Source organism: Streptosporangium sp. NPDC004631 (genome assembly GCF_053601935.1).
Genome location: NZ_JBSGCR010000009.1, coordinates 95,850 through 115,212, shown reverse-complemented (window position 1 = coordinate 115,212; position 19,363 = coordinate 95,850). Strand labels below are relative to the sequence as shown.

At 72.4% G+C, this 19,363-nt stretch carries 14 protein-coding genes; 5 read left to right on the top strand and 9 right to left on the bottom strand.

What is annotated here, in order from left to right; genetic code table 11:
• Positions 1 to 25 precede the first annotated feature (25 nt).
• Positions 26 to 1,183 (bottom strand): CaiB/BaiF CoA transferase family protein, encoded by a 1,158-nt coding sequence (locus ACWEF2_RS12120; RefSeq protein WP_453814447.1) that lies wholly within the window; start codon positions 1,181 to 1,183, stop codon positions 26 to 28.
• A 168-nt stretch (positions 1,184 to 1,351) separates the two neighbouring features.
• Between ACWEF2_RS12120 and ACWEF2_RS12115 the strand changes: the two genes are divergently transcribed.
• On the top strand, positions 1,352 to 1,924 hold the full coding sequence (locus ACWEF2_RS12115) for a uridine kinase family protein (RefSeq protein WP_453814446.1): 573 nt from the start codon (positions 1,352 to 1,354) through the stop codon (positions 1,922 to 1,924).
• An 84-nt stretch (positions 1,925 to 2,008) separates the two neighbouring features.
• On the opposite strand, the gene ACWEF2_RS12110 is transcribed toward ACWEF2_RS12115, so the two are convergent.
• The 4 genes from ACWEF2_RS12110 to ACWEF2_RS12095 all read right to left on the bottom strand — a co-directional run bounded on the left by ACWEF2_RS12110 (position 2,009) and on the right by ACWEF2_RS12095 (position 8,884).
• Positions 2,009 to 4,081 (bottom strand): hypothetical protein, encoded by a 2,073-nt coding sequence (locus ACWEF2_RS12110; protein ID WP_453814443.1) that lies wholly within the window; start codon positions 4,079 to 4,081, stop codon positions 2,009 to 2,011.
• Positions 4,082 to 4,309: 228 nt separating this feature from the next.
• A complete protein-coding gene (locus ACWEF2_RS12105; protein ID WP_453814441.1) occupies positions 4,310 to 6,166 on the bottom strand; it encodes a hydantoinase B/oxoprolinase family protein in 1,857 nt (618 codons plus the stop codon).
• Positions 6,163 to 8,286 carry a hydantoinase/oxoprolinase family protein gene (locus ACWEF2_RS12100; protein WP_453814439.1) on the bottom strand — a complete coding sequence of 708 codons (2,124 nt, stop codon included), beginning with the start codon at positions 8,284 to 8,286 and terminating at the stop codon, positions 6,163 to 6,165. Before ACWEF2_RS12100 ends, ACWEF2_RS12105 begins: the two co-directional genes overlap by 4 nt.
• A gap of 139 nt (positions 8,287 to 8,425) precedes the next feature.
• Entirely contained in the window at positions 8,426 to 8,884 is a 459-nt protein-coding gene (locus tag ACWEF2_RS12095; protein ID WP_453814437.1) for a hypothetical protein, read from the bottom strand.
• Positions 8,885 to 9,032: 148 nt separating this feature from the next.
• On the opposite strand from ACWEF2_RS12095, the gene ACWEF2_RS12090 reads away from it, so the two are divergent.
• On the top strand, positions 9,033 to 9,680 hold the full coding sequence (locus ACWEF2_RS12090) for a thymidine kinase (RefSeq protein WP_453814435.1): 648 nt from the start codon (positions 9,033 to 9,035) through the stop codon (positions 9,678 to 9,680).
• A gap of 15 nt (positions 9,681 to 9,695) precedes the next feature.
• Here ACWEF2_RS12090 and ACWEF2_RS12085 read toward each other — a convergent pair whose 3' ends face one another.
• The 3 genes from ACWEF2_RS12085 to ACWEF2_RS12075 all read right to left on the bottom strand — a co-directional run bounded on the left by ACWEF2_RS12085 (position 9,696) and on the right by ACWEF2_RS12075 (position 12,542).
• Positions 9,696 to 10,598, bottom strand: coding sequence for a hypothetical protein (locus ACWEF2_RS12085; protein WP_453814434.1), 903 nt, complete (start codon positions 10,596 to 10,598; stop codon positions 9,696 to 9,698).
• 120 nt (positions 10,599 to 10,718) lie between these two features.
• On the bottom strand, positions 10,719 to 11,402 hold the full coding sequence (locus ACWEF2_RS12080) for an SRPBCC family protein (RefSeq protein WP_453814432.1): 684 nt from the start codon (positions 11,400 to 11,402) through the stop codon (positions 10,719 to 10,721).
• Between the two features lie 174 nt (positions 11,403 to 11,576).
• On the bottom strand, positions 11,577 to 12,542 hold the full coding sequence (locus ACWEF2_RS12075; RefSeq protein WP_453814612.1) for a fatty acid desaturase family protein: 966 nt from the start codon (positions 12,540 to 12,542) through the stop codon (positions 11,577 to 11,579).
• A gap of 469 nt (positions 12,543 to 13,011) precedes the next feature.
• On the opposite strand from ACWEF2_RS12075, the gene ACWEF2_RS12070 reads away from it, so the two are divergent.
• From ACWEF2_RS12070 to cydB, 3 genes are all read left to right on the top strand, one after another.
• Positions 13,012 to 13,887 (top strand): polysaccharide deacetylase family protein, encoded by an 876-nt coding sequence (locus ACWEF2_RS12070; protein WP_453814430.1) that lies wholly within the window; start codon positions 13,012 to 13,014, stop codon positions 13,885 to 13,887.
• Positions 13,888 to 14,374: 487 nt separating this feature from the next.
• Entirely contained in the window at positions 14,375 to 15,832 is a 1,458-nt protein-coding gene (locus ACWEF2_RS12065) for a cytochrome ubiquinol oxidase subunit I (protein ID WP_453814428.1), read from the top strand.
• An 11-nt stretch (positions 15,833 to 15,843) separates the two neighbouring features.
• Entirely contained in the window at positions 15,844 to 16,782 is a 939-nt protein-coding gene (cydB, locus tag ACWEF2_RS12060; protein ID WP_453814426.1) for a cytochrome d ubiquinol oxidase subunit II, read from the top strand.
• A 129-nt stretch (positions 16,783 to 16,911) separates the two neighbouring features.
• Here the strand turns inward: cydB and cutA are convergent, their stop codons facing one another.
• Entirely contained in the window at positions 16,912 to 19,320 is a 2,409-nt protein-coding gene (cutA, locus tag ACWEF2_RS12055) for an aerobic carbon-monoxide dehydrogenase large subunit (RefSeq protein ID WP_453814424.1), read from the bottom strand.
• Positions 19,321 to 19,363: the final 43 nt, after the last annotated feature.

The window sequence follows — 19,363 nt, the reverse complement described above, 5'->3', positions numbered from 1 at the left end:
TGCCGTGATAAGTGCGATGGGGATGTCAACCTTCACGTTCCTCCAGCCAGGCGAGCACCGTGTCATTGTGCTGACCGAGAGCGGGCGGGGCGCTGTGGCGCATGGGAGGCTCGCCGTCGAAGCGGAGCGGCGGTCCCGGCAGCTCGATGGCGCCCAGCACGGGGTGGTCCACCTCGACCAGCAGCCCCTGGGAGCGGGTCTGCTCCCAGGTGTAGACCTCGTCGATGGACCTGATCGCCCCGGCGGGGATGCCGATCCCGTCGAGCGCGGCCAGCCAGTGGGCGCGGTCGTTCTTGGCGAGCACTCGCTCGATGTCGGCGATCAGCTCGTCCCGGTGCGCAAATCGCTCCCGATTTGTCGCATATTTCGGTATATCTGGATCGATATCAAGCAGGGTGGCCACCTTCCGCCACTGCACGTCGTTGGCCACCGCGATCTGGACCATGCCGTCGGCGCAGCGGAACGCGCCATATGGGGCGATGGAGACGTGGTGGTTGCCGGAGCCCCGCTGCACCTGACCGCCGACCGTCCAGGCCGTGCCGTGGTAGGAGTGCACGCCGGTCACCGCGGCCAGCAGGGAGGTCCGCACGACCCTGCCCCGCCCGGTCCGCTCCCGCTCGTAGAGCGCGGCGACCACACCGTAGGCGCCGTGGATGCCGCCGAGCAGGTCGGCGATCGAGGCGCCCACCCGGTAGGGCTCGTCGGGCGAGGGGCCGGTCAGGCTCATCAGACCGGCCTCCCCCTGGGCGATCTGGTCGTAGCCCGGCCTGCCGCCCTCCGGGCCGTCGTGACCGAAGCCGGTGATCGACAGCACGACCAGGCGCGGGTTGAGCTCGTGCAGGCGCTCGACGGGGAAGCCCAGCCGGTCCAGGACACCGGTGCGGAAGTTCTCGATCAGCACGTCGCTCTGCCGTACCAGGCGTTCGATCAGGCCCCTGCCCTCGGCGGACTTGAGGTCCACGGCGACCGACCACTTGTTACGGTTGGCCGCGAGGAAGTAGGTGGAGATGTCGCCGCCGGGACCGACGAACGGCGGCCCCCAGCCCCGTGAGTCGTCGCCCGTTCCGGGCTGCTCAATCTTGATCACCCGAGCGCCCAGATCACCGAGCATCTGGGCGGCGTGCGGTCCCGCCAGCGCGCGGGACAGGTCGAGGACGACGATGTCGCCGAGGGCTCCTTGCAAGATCAACCTCCGTCGGTGGTCGCCGAGCCTAGCCGAACCGCGACGGGAAGAGTACACCCGCCGCCACCGGCCAGCCTGCCAGGCGGCGGTCACCGTTCCGCACCCAGGTGGGCACATCCGGTGTCTCCCCCCGGAGGCCCCGGGAGCGGAGGCTGTCACCATGGACGGGTGGATGCGATCGTCTCCTTCGAGGACCTCGCCGGTGCGATCCGGGAGCTGCCTCCATCGTGCGGGCCGGTCCGGGTCGTCGCGGTGGACGGCCCCGGCGGATCGGGCAAGACCACCTTCGCCGGGCGGCTCGCGGAGGCGCTGGAGGCTCAGGTGATCCACAGTGACGACTTCCCCGTGCCGTGGGACGAGCCGCCCGCCACGTGGTTCGGGCACGTGGAGACCCAGGTGCTCGGCCCGCTGGCGGCCGGTGAGCCGGGGTGCTACCGGCGCTACGACTGGGTCGGCGGCGTCTACACCGGCCGGGTGGACGTACCGGTCGCGCCGGCGCTGATCCTGGAGGGGGTGAGCACGGCCCGGCGCACCGCCCCGGCCGCCTTCACCGTCTGGGTGGAGGCGCCCCGGGAGATCCGCCTGGCCCGCGTCCTGGCCAGGGACGGCGCCTCGCTGGCACCGCAGTGGCGGCACTGGATGCGGGCCGAGGCCGAGTGGTTCGCCGCCGACGACACCCGCTCCCGCGCCGACCTCGTGCTCGACGGCGCGGCGGTCCCCGGCGAGTTCGTCGCGCTCTGAGGCCCCGTCCCACGGTGGGTGAACGGCGCGGGGGCCGGGTGCCGGAGACAGGCCGCCGCGCCACCGCCGCCGGGGAACGGAACACTACGGCCACTGCGCGGGTTCGGCTCTGCAGGGCGCGTCGCCGCAGGCGTCGACGACCATGCCGTCCCTGAGGAAGTGGGCCTTCTGCACGCGGGCCTCGGAGGCGTTGCGCGGGTCCTGGTGGGGGTCCCTGCCGTACTGCGGGCCGAGCGGCGGGAGGTTGGTCGTCGGCGGGGCGGGCGACCCGCTGTCCCAGACGATCAGGGCCGATCCGGCGTACGGTCCGCGGGGCAGGGGCTTGATCCCCCAGAACGGCGTCACGTCGGGGCTGCGCCCGGCGGCGAGGGCGGGCTGGTGGATCCGCGCGCCCACCGTCCGGGCCTCGACCTCGGCGGTCACCGTGGAGACCTGGTGGTCGCCGAAGGCGACGTGCAGCAGCACACGGTGGCGGGGCGAACCGGGCAGCGGGTCGTCGGTCAGATGCTGGGCGTACCCGTTGGTCTCGGCCCGGTCCCAGAGCATCTGGACCAGGGCGAGACAGAGTTGCTGGGTCAGCCTGTCGGGGTAGGAACCGTTCATGATCCGCTGAAACGGCTGGAAGTCCACGCTGCGGTTGAGCAGCGTGCTGTAGTTCATCCCCGCCACGCCGAGCACGGCGTTGCGCACGTCGGGGGAGACGGCGACCAGCGCGCCGCCCTCGACGGCGCCCTGGCTGTTGCCGTCGTAGGCGAGACCGGCCCGCCAGTCGATCAGCGGCTCGCCCCGCTCGTCGCGGAAGGCCTTGTCGCTCGCGAAACCGTCCTGGCTGATCATCGCCCGGCCCAGCAGGACGAAGTTCAGCAGGCTCTGCTGGAGCCGGTCGGCGACCGTGCCGAACCGGGAGAAGTCCTCGAACACCTTCGCCACGTGCTGGATGTCCTCATCGGACATGCCGATCCACCTGGTGGCGCAGAAGGCGAAGCCCTGCTCCCCGGCCATCCTCCGCACGTCGCGGGTGCGCACCTCGGTATGCCTGCCGAGCAGGCCGTGGCCGTACAGGGAGGGGTGCGCCGGGTGTTTGAACGCCGAGCGCGGGATCTCGCACTGATAGCGCGCCCTCAGCGTGTCGCCGAGCGGGCGAGGCAGTCCGTCGGGGCCCCGGTTGAGGTTCGATCCCGGCGGGCCTCCGGGCTTGTCGAGGTAGTTGGGCACCAGGATGTCACCGGCGACCTCGCGGGCGATGTCGGGGTCCTGTCCCACGGTGAGATCGGTGACGGAGTCGACCGTGAAGCCGGGTGAGCCTCCCTTGAGCGTGCGCAGCGTCTGGTCCCGCATGCTCAGTACGGGGCCGGCGATGCCCTGCTCGTCGGCCACGGTGAAGTCCCAGGCGAGGTGGAGTCCTCCGGCCTCCACCCCGGCCCTGGCGAGGACGGCGAGCGTCTGACGGAGCGCGCGCTGCCGTGCGGCGAGCGCGTCGCCCGGGGGGAGCTCGCCTCCCAGCAGCCTGGTGAAGGTCTGCGGAGCCGGGATGTTCTCACCCCCGGCGTTCTTCAGGCCGCGCAGCGCGACGGCGTAGCGGCGGCCCTCCAGGAAGTTCTTCGCCGGCCTGATGATCAGCATCTGCCGGGCCGGGTCGGTGGCGCCCGCGTCGAGTTCGGCCCAGTAGGGCCAGCGCTCCCCGGTCACCGTGTCGACGATCACGATGGGGGCGTCGAGGCGCAGGGACCACCCGATGTCGGTGACGGGCGCCACTCCGGACTTGGCGAGGTCCAGGCCGGGCACGTGGGCCAGCAGCATGGAGCCCGGGGAGAAACCGTCGGCCGTGTTCCAGAGCGCCGGGTCGATCGGGGTGCCCGCCGCGTTGCGGGGCATGGCCCGGGCGGAGAGGTTCACCCGCAGCCCGGTGGAGGTGGGCGCCTTCGTGGTGAACCAGTCGTTGGGGAACGGCAGCAGGCACTGCGCGCCGGCGATCGGGTCGCACCCGGCCTCGGCCGCCGGGGCGGGGGCCAGGGGTGCGGCGACATCGGGAGCGGACGACGGGTGGCCCAGCAGTGACACCGAGGGCACCGGGGACGCCTCGGACGTCGCGGGCGGCAGAGACACGGCCGCCGCCATGGCCAGCACGAGACCGGCCGCCGCCATCCGCACGCGCATGGCCCTCCCTCCTCGAACCTCGCTGATCGGGCATCGCGCTGATAGCCGCAGCAGATCGTAGGACGGGGCGCACGTCAATGGAGATCAGGAAACCGGTTTGTGATGGTACGTTCCACCACCGGCCGACTCACTCACCCGGACCGCCGACCCCACCCAGAGTCACCCCCCTGTCACCGAAAGCCCGCGACCGGCCCCGTCCCCCGCGGCTCGGCGGGACGTCGGATGACGTCAGATGAGGTCCACCTCCGCGTACGGCAGACCACCCGACAGCGAGGGGAAACCGGGGCCCCGGTCGAAGAACGGGACGACGGCCGGCCGGAGCGCGCGGAGCTCGGCGCGGCGCAGGGCGGTGGCCTCGGTGTCGACCCGGACGTCGTCCGGCGGGCCGTACAGGACGACCCCGTAGTCGTCGCGGGCCCCCTCCGCCGAGACCTTGCCGTCGCGGACGTCGGCGGCCACCAGGACGGGGTCGCGGTCCAGCGGCGACCCCCACCCGCCGCCGCCGGTGGTGCGCACCCGGATGACCTCGCCCGCGCGGACCGGTGAGTCGTCCACGAGGCCCTCCATCCGCCTGCCCTCGATCTCCACCAGGAACGGCCGCCCCGCCCCGCCGCCGTTCACGCCCCAGCAGGACAGGATCGAGCGGTCGGCGACGGACATGAACGAGGCGTCGCGGAGCATCCGCAGATGCTTGTCGTAGCCGAGACCTCCCCGGTGGAGGCCGGGACCGCCGGAGTCCACGGCCAGGCCGAGCCGTTCGACCCTGAACGGCCAGCGGGACTCGGCGAACTCGACCGGGATGTTACGCGAGTCGGGGACCACGTGGATGGTGTCCTCGCCGTCGGCGTACCACCGCCCACCGGAGCCCCCGCCGAGAACCTCCCGCATCAGGTACGGCCCGCCGTCGACGTCGTCGCCGTGGACGCCGGTGTAGCGGATGGTCTCCTGGTCGGCGGGCATCCGGCCGCCGGTGGCCTTCGCGAGGACCCCCGCGAGCACGCCGAGCAGCCGCAGGATCACGAACGTCCGGGCGTTCGTGGGCGCCGGGAAGACCGGCGTGAGCAGCGTCCCCTTCGCCGGGAAGCGCATCTCGACGAGCGGCACGACACCCTCGTTGACGTCCAGCTCCGCCATCCGCTCCGGGGTCTCGGCCAGGTTCCGCAGGATCGGCGCCAGCCACTTCTTCAAAAACACCCCGTCCGCGTAGTCGCCCGCGTGGTTGATCGGCCCCTTGGCCTGTGGCGACGTGCCCGTGAAGTCGATGAGCAGCGGCGCCGGCGCGGAGTGGTCGACGGTGAGAGTGATCCGCTGGGTGTGCAGGCGCGGCTCGTCGACGCCGTCGTGCTCGGCGTAGTCCTCCCACACGTAGGTGCCCTCGGGGATCCTGTCCAGCAGCTCCCGGCGGAACGTCTCGGTCGTCCTGGCGACGATCGCGTCGAAGCAGGCCTCGACCGCGGCACGCCCGTAGCGGGCGAACAACTCCCCCAGCCTCCGCGCGCCCATCAGGCAGGCCGAGCACTCGGCGTCCAGGTCACCGGCGAGCGAGTCGGGCATCCGGGAGTTACGCGTCATGATCGTGAGCGCCGCCCGGTTGGGCACGCCCGCGTCCCACAGCCTGATCGGCGGGACCATCAGGCCCTCCTCGAACACGCTGCGCGCGTGCGAGGGCATCGACCCGGGGACCGCCCCGCCGATGTCGTCGTGATGCCCGAACGCCTGCACGAACGCGACCACCGCGCCGTCGTGGAAGACCGGGACCGTGACGCACAGGTCGGGCAGGTGACCGATGCCGCCCTCCGACAGGTAGACGTCGTTGTGGAAGAACACGTCGCCCGGGTTCATCTCCTCGACGGGGAAGTCCCTGACCACGGGCTGGACCAGCGCCGAGTAGGACCTGCCGGTCAGCTTGCGCAGCCGTACGTCGTGGATGCCCGCCCGGAAGTCGTGGGCGTCACGGATCATCGGTGAGCGGGCCGTGCGCGCGATGGCGGTCTCGACCTCCCGCTCCACCGACGCGAGGGTCCCTTCGACGATCTCCACCAGCACCGGGTCGGCGCCGCTCCCCGGCCGTCCGTCCGTGCTCACCGGCGCACCTCCAGATTTCCGAACGCGTCGGCGGTGGCCGTGAAGCCGGGGTGCACGGGCAGCGTGGAACCGTACTCCTCGATGACCGCGGGGCCGGAGACCGCCGACCCGGCCGCCAGGTCGGCGCGGCGGTGAATCGGCGCCGGTCCCCACCCGTCGTAGAAGACCTCACGTTTCCCGGGCGGCCGGGGGTCCGCCGTGCCGTACGGCCTGCGCCCGACGGCCGGGCGGGTGATCGGGCCGATGCCGGAGACGCGGAGGTTGACCCACTCGACGGCGTGCCGGGGGTCGTCGCGGTAGCCGTACCCGTAGAGCCTCCGGTGCGCCAGGTGGAAGCGGTCCAGCACCTCGGCGCGCCACGCCTCGTCCAGCGGCCCGGCGGGGGCCGGCACCCGGACCTCGTACGCCTGGCCGTAGTAGCGCAGGTCGGCGCTGCGCGCGTAGACGTGCCGGTCGGCGGTGAACCCCTCACGGTCGAGGGCCCGGGCCGCCTGCCCCTCCAGCTCGCCGAAGATCTCGGCCGCCGCGCCGAGGGAGAGGTCCCGGGTGACAAAGGTGCGCACGTAGTCGTTCTTGACGTCCACGGTGAGCAGGCCGAACGCCGACACGTTGCCCGGGTCGGGCGGGACGATCACCGACGGCAGGCCGAGGATGTCGATCAACCGGCAGACCAGGAGCGGTCCCGAGCCGCCGAAGGCGACCATCGGGAAGTCGCGCACGTCCAGACCCCGCTTGACGGTGAGCCGCCGAATCGCGTTGGACTGGTTGAACGCGCTGATCTCCAGGACGCCGGCCGCGGTCCGCTCGGGGCTCAGCCCTATCCTGCCGGCCAGCGCCTCGACCCCCTGCCGGGCCGCGTCGGCGTCGAGCGGGATCTCCCCGCCGAGCAGGTGCGGCGGGATCCGGCCGAGGAAGACGTGCGCGTCGGTGACGGTGACCTCGGTGCCGCCCCGGCCGTAGCAGAGCGGGCCCGGATCGGCCCCCGCCGACCGGGGGCCGACCTTCAGCGTGCCCTCCGGGGAGATCCACGCGACGGATCCGCCGCCCGCGCCGACGGTCACGATGTCGATCATCGGGATCCCGCAGGGGTAGCGGCCGATGCTGCCCTCGGTGGTCAGCGAGGGTTCGCCGTCGGCCACCACCGCGACGTCGGTGGAGGTGCCGCCGCCGTCCAGTGTGATCACCGAGGGGTGCCCGGCGGTGGACGCGATCAGCGCGGCGCCGAGCGCGCCCGCCGCCGGCCCCGACAGAACCGTGGTGATCGGCTGGTGCACGACCTCGGCCGCGGAGAGCACGCCGCCGTTGCTCTTCATCACCGAGAACGGCAGGCTCCGCCCGGCCGCCGGGCCCCGCGCGGCACTCCCCTCCGGCGCCCCGGCCCTCTCCGGCACCCCGGATGCCCCCGGGGGTTCCGGTGCCCGGCTCAACCGCTCCAGGCGCTCGGACAGGGCGGCGAGATAGCGGCGCATGGTGGGCTTGACCGCGGCGTCCACCAGGGTCGTGACGGACCGCTCGTACTCGCGGTACTCGCGCAGCACGTCGCTGGAGATCGAGACGACCGCGTCCGGGTGCTCTCGTCCGAGGACCTCACGCATGCGCGCCTCGTGCCCGGGGTTGGCGTAGGAGTGCAGGAAGCACACGCCGATCGCGGTGATCCCGCGCTCCCGGAACCAGCGGGCCGCCGCCACGGCCTGCCCCTCGTCGAACGGCCGCACCTCCGCGCCGGTGTGGTCCAGCCGCCCGCCGACGGTCCTGACCCGGTGCACCGGGACGATCCTCGGCGGTTTCACCCAGAAGTAGGAGTTGCCGTAGCCGTCGGGAACGCTCTGCCTGGCGATCTCCAGGATGAACTCGAACCCCTCGGTGGTCACGAAACCCAGGTCTGCGACGCGGTCCTCAAGGAGCTGGTTGGTGGCGACGGTGGTGCCGTGCACGACCGCCGTCACGGCCGCCGCGCCCGCCTTCACCAGGACCTTGCCCACCCCCTCCATGAACCCGTTCGCCGGGTCGGCGGGGGTGGAGGGGGTCTTGGTGGTGGTGATCTCGCCGGTCTGCTCGTCCACCGCGACCACGTCGGTGAACGTGCCCCCGGTGTCGACTCCTATACGGACGCTGCGCATGCCCCCGTGTCTACCCAGCCGGACCGCGTTCCCAAATCGGCGGACCCTGCCGAAGCTGCCCCGGTCCGTTGGGCACTGTTGGCGACACCGCCCCCGGCGCCGCCGACGCCCCTGCCGGCGGCGCCGTCCGCGGCACGTGTCAGCGGCGGCGGGGGCCCATGGTGGAGCCGATCACCGCGTCCGCGTCGTGGGAGTGCACCTTGGCGGCGAGGCGGATGGCCATCTCGTTGGTACGGCGCAGCTCGGCCTCGACCCGATCCTTGCCCGACTGGCCGACCTGCACGCCGAAGTAGGCGCCGATGATCGCGCCGGAGACGCCGACGAGACCGGCGAACGGGGCGGCCGAGTCGCCGCCGTGTATCGCGACGACCGCGAAGGCGATCAGGATGACCAGCAGGCCCGTGACGACGACGTAGAACCCGTAGCGCCAGCGGGCCGCCTCGGCCTTGGCGGCCACGGCCTCGTCCTCCGTCATCATCGCCGCGAGCGCGCTGGGGATCTCGACGGTCTCGCCTGGCTGCGTGGCGGGGGGCATGGCGGAGGACGTCGCCGCGGGCGTCTTGTTGAGGGGCGGGGCAGAGGTCTTGGCGGTCGTCACAGGTTCTCCCACTTTTCGAAAGGCCAGTATGAATCTCCCACGCTTTTCACAATCAAGCCAAGTCAGGCTCTGTACCGCAGGATCCGACATTCCTACCAGCTCACCGCCTGCCCAAACTCTGACATCCGACCCAGTAGGCTGGCGCCCCGTGATCGAACTGTCCGCGCTCTCCGCCGTCCCCGCCGGAACCAGGGACGGGGTGCTGCGCTTCTACTTCGGCCCGATGGACTGTGGCAAGTCCACGCTGGCCCTGCAGATGAACTACAACCACCACCGCCAGGGCAGGCACGGTCTGGTGCTGACCAGGCACGACCGCTCCGGCGGCCCGCAGGTGACCAGCCGGATAGGGCTGGGCAGCGAGGCCGTCGAGGTCGAGGAGGACCTCGACCTGGTCGCCCTGGTGCGCTCACACCACCGGGTCGACTACCTGATCTGCGACGAGGCGTGCTTCTACACCGTCGCCCAGATCGAGCAGCTGGCCGACATCACCGACGACCTCGGCGTCGACGTCTACGCCTTCGGTCTGGCCTCGGACTTCCGGTCACAGATGTTCCCCGCCGCCCAGCGGCTGTTCGAGCTGGCCGACGAGATCAACCGTCTCCAGGTCGAGGTGCTCTGCTGGTGCGGCCGGCCCGGCCGCCTGAACGCCCGTGTGGCCGGCGGCAGGCTGGTCCGCACCGGCGAGCAGGTGGTCATCGGCGACATCGGTGACGGCGGTGGCACGGACGAGGCCCCGATCCGCTATCAGGTCCTCTGCCGCCGCCACTACCGCTCCGGCGACCTCGGCGACTCCTGAGGGCCCCGCCGGCACTCAAGGGTCCGCGGCGATCTCTTCGAGCCGGGCGGCGAGCTGGGCGGGCTCGCCGTCGACCAGGGCGGCCACCCCGCGCCACCAGGCGAACCACTCGCCGCTGCGCCACATCCAGTCGGCCTGCTCGATCGCCGTGACGACCTCGCCCCTGACCCGCCAGGGCCCGCCGACCTCGTCGGCCGTGGCCCCGTGCCGCAGGGCCCAGGCGCGCAGCGTCTCGGCGGCCGCGGGCTCCACCGGCCGCGCGTAGGGGTCGGGGTCCTCCCCGCCCAGCGGGTGCGGGCCAAGACCGGCCGCCACGCCCCAGCTCCACTGGGCCTCGGCCGGGCGGGAGTAGCGCAGGGAGTGAAAGTCCAGGTTGGAGCCGAGCTCGCCGCCCTGACGTTCGACCACCACCGCGTCGAGCCGGCCGCCCGCGTCGAAGGAGATCACGATCCGCCGCCCCGGGACGGCGTCGGGGGGGAGCTCGACCCGGTCCTCGGCCTGCCAGGAGTTGAGGTCGGCCGCCGCGACCGGCCGCCCCCAGACCTCGTCCGCGGCGTCGTCGGCGATCCAGGCGGCGAGCATCTCCAGCACGGTCAGGTCGCTCCACGGGTCGATCGCGGTCGCGGTGCCCAGCACCTCGTCCGGCGAGGGCAGCTTCTCCCCCCGCGCCCGCCGCCACCACTCGCCGCCCAGGTCACGGGTGCCGACCAGCAGCCCGGCCAGCGCCGCGAGCTCGGTGGACCTGCGGGTGAGGGGGGCACCGCGGGCGAGGTCGGCGCAGTGTGCGACACGGCCGGCGCCGAGTACGGCCTCCGCCTCGCCGAGCAGGGCCACGGCGCCGAGTCGCTCCTCGCCCAACAGGTCATGGATCAGTCTTCTGGCCTCGGTCCGAGCATCCTCCGCACGTTCCTCGCGCATACCGGCCAGGCTACGTCGCGACTCCGGCCCGCGCGAGGTTTCCGCGTCCGGGGCCGGTGCCGCCGGGCCTGGAGACCAGGCCCGTAAAGGGGTCGCCGAGCGCGTGACGCCGCTGGAGACTCAAGCCCTCCTGCCGGTACGGCCGAGCAGCCAGCCGATCACCGCGCTGCCGAGCGCGACGCCCGCGCCCATACCGAACGCGGCCAGGACCGGCCACGCCGGGCCCGGTGTCCTGGGCTGCCCGGCGGGACGCTCGAAGACGCGCCCGGTCCCGACCTGCTCGGCCCCGTCCCTGTCCCCGGCCCCGTCCCTGTCCCCGGTCCCATCCCTGTCCTCGGCTCCGGCTCCGGCTCCGGCGGGGAGGGAACCGTCCGAAAGATGGCTCTCGACGGCGGAGAAGAACTCGCCGGCGGTCTTCTTGGCGACCGAGCTGAGCATGCGCTGGCCGACTCCCCCGATCATGCCGCCGATCACGGCCTCGGCGTCGTAGTCGATCCGGGTGCCGCCGCCGACCTCGCTGAGCCGGACCCGCACGGTGGCCTCCACGGTGCCGGGGGCGCCCTGACCTCGGGCCCTGAGCACGAACCGCCGGGGGGCCTCGGGCTCGGACAGGGCGACCTCCCCCTGGTAGACGCCCCTGATCGAGGCCACCCCCGCGGTGACCGTCATCCGGTAGGTGTCGGGCCCCGTCTCCTCCAGGCGCTCGCAGCCCGGAATCGTGCGCGCGAGCACGGCCGGGTTCTGGAGCGCGGACCACACGCGATCTCTGTCGATGCCGAGCACGGCACTGCCTGCGAGCTTCACATCAGCACCCTAGGCAATCACCCGCCGGATGGATAACAGCAACATCTGCCCGCCGGCGGGGCGTGCGGTTGTCACAGCGCGGCCCCGGCACGGCTCCGCTCGGGCGACGTCCGGGCAACCCGTTCGAGCGGCGTCTTCGGGCCACGTGTTCGGGTGGCGGGTTCAGTGGCGCGTTCAGGCGCTTTCGGTGGCGCGGCGCCCGCCGGCCCTCAGGGGCGCCCCCACCTCGTGCAGGTGCCGCAGCACCTGGCCGTAGGAATCGGCCAGCCCGCACTCCAGGTAGGGGATCTTCAGCTCCGCGCAGTACTCCTTGACGATCGGCTGGGCCCGGCGCAGGTTGGGGGTCGGCATGCCGGGGAACAGGTGGTGCTCGATCTGGTAGTTCAGGCCGCCCAGCAGGGTGTCCACCACCCATCCGCCGCGCACGTTGCGCGAGGTCAGCACCTGGCGCCGGAGGAAGTCGAGCTCGTCCTCACCGGTGAGCATCGGCATCCCCTTGTGGTTGGGGGCGAAGGTGCAGCCCAGGTAGACGCCGAAGATCGCCTGGTGCACCAGGAGGAACACCACCGCCCTGCCCGGCGACAGCACGGTGAACAGGGCGGCCAGGTACGCCGCGACGTGCGCGAGCAGCAGCCCGGCCTCCAGCGCCCGATGCTTCAGCGAGGGGCGCCTCAGCGCCCGGAAACTGGCCACGTGCAGGTTGAACCCCTCAAGGGTGAGGAGCGGGAAGAACAGGAACGCCTGCCTGCGGCCGATGAACCTGGGCAGCCCCCGGCTGGCCTCGGCCTGCTCGACCGACCAGACCAGGACGTCGGGAGAGACGTCGGGGTCGTGCTCCTCGTGGTTGGGGTGGGCGTGGTGGCGGGTGTGCTTGTCCATCCACCAGCCGTAGCTCATCCCGATGCCGAGGTTCCCGACCAGCAGACCGGCGGCCTGACCGGCCTGGCGAGTACGGAAGACCTGCCGGTGGGCCAGGTCGTGCGCGACCAGCGCGACCTGGGCGAACACGAGTGCCAGGAAGGCCGCCACCAGAAGCTGGTACCAGGAGTCGCCCACCACGAAGAAGGCGGCCCAGCCGGCGACGAACAGGGTGCCGACGAGACCGAGCCGCAGGGTGTAGTAGCCGGGGCGCCGGTCCATCAGCCCCGCCTTGGCGATGCGGCGCGACAGGCGTGCGAAGTCGCTGCCCCGCGCCCCGTCCCCGGCACCGGCCGATCGGTCCGCGGGGCCGATCACGGTTGAGTTGGTCACGCTTCTCCTCGGTTGAGCCGGATCACTGCACAGCACTACATCAGCCTTGCGCGCCGAATAACCAAATAACTGGATAAATCCACGAACAGCCCTGGGAATAGGGGCTTCACAGAATTCCGATATTTACCATGACCGCACACCCCTGCCTCCTCCCCAGCTCACAGTAGTGCCGACCCCCCTCGGACGCGCATCACCTCAGGTCGGATCGGCCGGAGCCGGATCGGGGTCCGGCGGACAGCCTCAAGGACACCAGACCACATAGCGCCCATTTGCTCGCGAAAGCGATATTCCCGACAGATGATCTGATGAGCGTTTCACTGGCCGGTTGGAGCCCCCGCTGCTGGCAGGATGGTGGCCCATGGCATCGGGGACGTCATGGACGATCAGGACGGGGGCCGCGCTGACGGCGCTGGCGGCGGGCGCGGGATGCACGGCCGGCCCCCGCGACGCGGGCCACGCTCCCGGCGCGGAGACCGCCCCCGCCTCTCCCCGCGCCACCCTCCACCCCACCGTCTCTCCCACCCGTCCGCCGGGACCGCCGGGCGCGCTGCCCAGACCGGGAGAGGTCGGCCGAATCCCCCGGCCCGCGGACGGGCTGCCACCGGTGATCAGCTCCATCCCGACCGAGCGAAAGGTCGTCTTCCTCACCATCGACGACGGCTGGGAGCAGGATCCGGGCTTCCTCGCCCAGGTCCGCGACCGGCGGATCCCGGTCGCGGCCTTCGTCACCCGCGACGCCGTGGAGGCCAGGGGCGCCGCCGACCCGACCGTCCAGGGCGGCAGGTTCCTGGGGGCGGGCAAGTGGGACTACGTGCGCGACCTGCGCGACGCGGGAGCGATGATCGAGAACCACACGCTGACCCATCCGAACCTGACGGCTCTCGGCTACGAGGGGCAGCGGGCCGAGATCTGCGGCGCCTCCCGGCTGATCCGCAGGCGGACGGGGAGCCCGCCCACCCTCTTCCGGCCGCCGTTCGGCAACCAGAACGTCCTGACCCGCAGGGCGGCCAAGTCCTGCGGCGTCCACGCCCTCCTGCTCTGGACCGCCACCGTGCAGCCGGGCGGGAAGATCGCCTATCAGGTGCCCGACAAGAAACTCCGCCCGGGTGACGTGCTGCTGATGCACTTCCGGCCCAACCTGTCGCGGGACTTCCGCGTCCTGGTCGACAAGATCAGGCGGCGGGGCTTCGAGCTGGGCAACCTCGACGCCTACCTGAGGGCCGCGACCGGATAGCCCGCCGCCGACCGCGGGCCCGCGCTCCCCCGGCGCTCCCCCGCGTTCTCGTGCCCCCTCCCGCCCCCGGGCTCCCCCGGCCCCCGCACACCCCCGGACTCCCCGTCTCCGGCGAGGGACGGGGCCGGGGTCCGCCGCCCGGCGTACCCCGAGGTCACCCCAGCGGCTGACGCCCGGCCGGCACCGCGTGCCCCACCATGGGTCATGTGCTCGCGGGGACCGTTGACCGGCGAGCGCTCCCGGAACGGAGGGCGCCACATCCGCTCCGTCCGGGACGTCCGGGAACCGTCCCGGGCGGCGGGGAAGGAGCCGGCGCCGCGAGCCCGAGGGGATGATCCCGGTCCGGCCGGGAAGTGCGGTCCCGCACCGGACCATGTGACAAGGATCGCAGGGGCTCGCGGCGCCCCCCTCTCCCGATGCTCTACAGCTTGTAGTACTACTGTTGGTAGAACTACAACTTGTAGAGCTCCATATCCGTGAGGGGAAGATGGACGCACTGGACCTGGCACGGTGGCAGTTCGGGGTCACCACCGTGTACCACTTTCTGTTCGTGCCCCTGACGATCGGCCTCGGGGTCTTCGTCGCCGGACTGCAGACGGCATGGCACCGCACCGGCAAGGAGCACTACCTGACGCTCACCAAGTTCTTCGGGAAGCTCTTCCTGATCAACTTCGCGATGGGCGTGGTCACCGGCATCGTGCAGGAGTTCCAGTTCGGTATGAACTGGAGCGAGTACTCGATCTTCGTCGGTGACGTCTTCGGCGCCCCGCTGGCCCTGGAGGCGCTGCTCGCCTTCTTCCTGGAGTCGACCTTCCTCGGCCTCTGGATCTTCGGCTGGGACAAGCTCCCCAAACGCGTCCACCTGGCCACCATCTGGGCGGCGGTCATCGGCTCCAACCTGTCGGCCTACTTCATCCTCGCCGCCAACGCCTGGATGAAGCACCCCGTCGGCTACGAGGTGGTCGACGGCAGAGCGCGCATGACGGATCTGTGGGCGGTGCTCACCAACTCCACCGCGCTCGCCCAGGTGCCCCACGTGGTGGCCGCGGCCTTCGTGGTCGCGGGCGGGTTCGTGCTGGCGGTGTGCGGCTACCGAATCCTGCGGGAGCGCCGGAACGGTCCCGGCCCGGCCGGGCCCGACCGGCGGAGCCGGGTGGACGTGTGGCGGACCCCGATGCGGGCCGCGCTGCTCATGACGGCGATCGCGGGGGCCGTGGTCGCGGGCAGCGGGGACATGTCCGCGAAACTGCTGTACGAGCAGCAGCCGATGAAGCTGGCCGCCGCCGAGGGGCTCAGGCACGACACGGCCGCCGCGCCGTTCTCACCGGTGCCCGGGGTGGAGATCCCCATGCTGCTGAGCTTCCTGTCCACCGGCGACCCCGGGGCGGTCGTCGGCGGCACCGAGGACCTGCAGGCGCGGTTCACCGAGCGGTTCGGCCCCGCCGACTACCGGCCCAACCTGCCGGTGGTCTTCTGGTCCTTCCGCGTGATGATCGTCTTCGGCATGACCACGGTGGGCCTGTCCGTTCTCGGCCTCTGGCTGACCCGCAGGCGCCGCCGGAACCCGGGGCCGCCGCGCGAGATCCCCGCGTGGTTCGCCCGCGCCTGCCTGCTGGGGCTGCCGCTGCCGACCGCCGCGATGACCGCCGGCTGGCTGCTCAGCGAGATCGGCCGCCAGCCGTGGACCGTCCAGGGTGAGTTGCTGACCGCCGCGAGCGTGTCGCCGGGCGTCGGCCTGGGCGAGGTGGCCATCTCACTGGCGATCTTCACCGCCCTGTACGGCGCGCTCGCGCTGGCCGAGGCCGTGCTGCTCGTCCGCCACGTCAAGGCGGGCCCCGAACCCGCCCCGGCCGATCCCCCCCGCGTACCGCCCTCCGGCTGGGGCGCCGACGCCGGGGACGGCGGGGAGACGTCCCCGCTGCTCCAGCCGACCCTCATGTACTGAAGGCGGAGACGATGGAACTCACCACGTTCTGGTTCGCGGTCATCGCGTTCCTCTGGACCGGCTACTTCGTCCTGGAGGGGTTCGACTTCGGCGTGGGCCTGCTGCTCCCGGTGCTGTCGCGTAACGAGGCCGAGCGCCGGCAGGTGCTCGGCACGATCGGCCCCGTCTGGGACGGCAACGAGGTCTGGCTGATCACCGCGGTGGGCGCGATGTTCGCCGCCTTTCCCGCGTGGTACGCGGGACTGCTCAGCGAGTTCTACCTGCCGCTCGTGCTGGTCCTGGTAGGGCTGATCGTGCGCGGCGTCGGCCTGGAGTGGCGGGGCAAGGTCCACCACGCCTCCGACCGCTTCTGGTGCGACCTGGGCGTCCTGGTCGGCAGCGGTCTCCCGGCGTTCCTCTGGGGCGCGGTCTTCGCGGACCTGCTCCGGGGCAGCGCGACGGCCGCGCTGGTCGGCGGGGCGTTCTCACTCTCCCTGTGCGTGCTGCACGGCGCGGTCTTCGTCACGCTCAAGACCTCGGGCCCGGTGCGCGCCCGGGCCCGCCGTACCGCGATGACCGCCTCCGCGGTGGCGCTGCCCGTCGCGGTGGTGGCGCTGTCCAACATCCCCGCCACGGGGAAGGGCACCGACTGGGCCGCCTCCCCGTGGCTCTGGGCGTGCTCGCTGGCCGCGATGGCGGCGCTGGCCGCCGGGACCGCGCTGACCTGGCGCGGCCGGGACGGGTGGGCGTTCACCGCCACCGCCTCGGCCGTCGCGCTGGGCTCCGCCGCCCTGTTCGGCGCCCTCTGGCCCGCCCCTCTGCCCGGCCTGACCGTCGCCGAGGCCGCCTCCGGCCCCTACACGCTGGGCATGCTGACCTGCATCGGGCTGATCGCGCTGCCCTTCGTGCTCGGTTACCAGGTCTGGTCGTACTGGGTGTTCCGCAGGCGCCTGACCGCCGAGGTGTCCTGACGCCGCCGGTCCCACCGGCCCGGCAGGGTGCCGGCGGATCGGCGCGGAGAGTCCGGCGGAACCGCCACGGGGAGCCGGACGCGATCGGGCGGGACCGTCACGGGGGTCGGATGCGACCCGGCGAGACCGTCACGGGGGGTCGGGCCGGGTCCGGGAGGCGCCCCGGCGCAAGTCGAACAGCTCCGACGGAGAGATCGGCATCCTGTCGATCCGGATCCCCTCGGCGTCCTCGACGGCCGAGGCGATGACCGCCGACACCGGGATGACGCCCGCCTCGCCGGCGCCCTTGACCCCGAGGGGGTTGAGCGGGGACGGAGTCTGCAGGTGGGCGGTCTCCACGAACGGGATCTCCGTCGCGTAGGGCATGAGGAAGTCCATGAACGAGGCGTTCAGCAGCTGGCCGTGCTCGTCGTAGACCATCCGCTCGTACAGCGCGCCGCCGACGCCCTGGGCGACACCGCCGTGGATCTGCCCCTCGACGATCATCGGGTTGATCAGGTTGCCGCAGTCGTGGACGACCGCGTAGCGCAGGATACGGATCTCGGCCGTCAGCGGGTCGGTCTCGACGATCGCCGCGTGCATGCCGGAGGCGAAGGTCGAGCGGATCGGCGAGTAGTAGTCGCGGCCCTCAAGGCCCGGCTCCTCCCCCTCGGCGACCGGCGGCCTGTCGGGGGAGGGGGTGCCCGCGAACTGGGTCGCGCGGGCCGCCTCGGAGTCGAAGGCGTAGCGCAGCGGGTTGGACAGCACCGCCACGGTCGCCAGCGGGATGGAGGCGCCGGGCGAACCCATCACCCGCACCTCACCGTCGACGATCTCCAGGTCGCGCGGATCGGCCTCCAGCGCCTCCGCGGCGATCCGCAGGGCCTTCTCCCTGACCTTGCGGCACGCCAGCGCGATGGCGTTGCCGCTCATCACCGCCGCCCGCGAGGCGAACGTGCCGACCGCGTAGCCGAACCTGCGGGTGTCGCCGGTGACCACCGAGACCCGCTCCAGCGGCACGCCCAGCTCGGCCGCCGCGACCTGGGCGAACACCGTCTCGTGCCCCTGCCCCTGAGAGGTCAGGCCGGTGGAGACGTGCACCCGGCCGTCGGAGGTGATCTGGACGTGACCGCCCTCGTACGGCCCGACCCCGGTGCCCTCGACATAGCAGCCGAGGCCGATCCCCAGGCTGCGCCCCTCGGCCGCGGCGGCGGCCTTCAGCCCGGGGAAGGAGTCCCAGCCGATGAGCTCCTTGAGCATCCGCAGCGACCGGGGGTAGTCGCCGCTGTCGTAGATCAGCGGGCGGCCGTCCTGGAAGGTCATCCCCTGGTCGTAGGGGAACTCGTCCGGCTGGATGAAGTTGGCCTCGCGCACCGCCGTACGATCGGCCCCCAGATACTCGGCGATGTGGTCCATCGTCCGCTCCATGCAGAAGACGGCCTGCGGGCGGCCCGCGCCCCGGTAGGGCGTGACCTGGACGGTGTTGGTGTAGACGGAGGAGAACTCGACCCGGTAGGCGCCGATCTTGTAGGGGCCCAGGAGCTGGGTGGAGGTGATGATCGGCACGATGATCCCGTACGGCGTGTAGGCGCCGTGGTCGTGCAGGATGTCGACCTCCAGGCCGAGCACCCGGCCGTCGTCGTCGAAGCCGACCCGGACGGACTGCGCCTGGGCCCGCTCGTGCGCGGCGGCGACGAAGTGCTCGCGCCGGTCCTCGGTCCACTTCACCTCCCGGCCGAGCCGGATGGCCGCCCACGGGACCAGCACCTCCTCCGGCCACGGATGCACGATCTTGACGCCGAAGCCGCCGCCCACGTCGGGGGCGATCACCTCGACCTTGGGCAGCGGCAGGCCGAGCTTGGCCGCGATCGCCATCCGGACGCTGGTGGAGGTCTGGGTGCTCGAATACACGCGCAGGGACTCGTCGTCGGCGTCCCACCGGGCGTACACGCCCCGCCCCTCCAGCGGCATGGACGCGCTCCGCTCGATGTCGAGCCGGAAGGCCAGCGTGTGCGGCGCGGCCTCGATCGCCTCCCGCGCGCCGAGCCCGGCCGCCGAGGGCACCTCCTGCACCAGGTGCGCGCCCACGTTGCCCGGCACGTCGTCGTGGACGAGCCGGGCGGACTCCGCCGCCACCGTCAGGCCGACCACCGGCTCGCGGACCTCGTAGTCCACCCGGACAAGCCCGCAGGCGTCCTCGGCGAGATAGCGGTCGCGGGCGACGACCATCACGACGGGCTCGCCGACATGCCGGACGACGTCACGCGCGAGCGGCCGGGCGGTACGGCCGTGGGTCAGGGCCGGGTGCGGGATGAGCAGCGGCAGCGGTTCGGCGAGCAGGGCCGGCAGGTCCTCCCAGGTGTAGATCGCCACCAGGCCGTCCACGTCGATCGCGGCCGAGACGTCGATGTCGCGGATCAGGGCGTGCGCGTGCGGGGACCGGACGAACGCGACCTCCAGCGCGCCCGCGCCGAGATCGTCCACGTAGCGTCCACGGCCGGTCAGCAGCCGGGGGTCCTCCCGGCGCCGTACCGGCTCGCCGAACAGCTTGGTCGTCATGTTCTCCCCGTCCGGCGGCATGCCGGTCTCCGGCGCCCCCGGC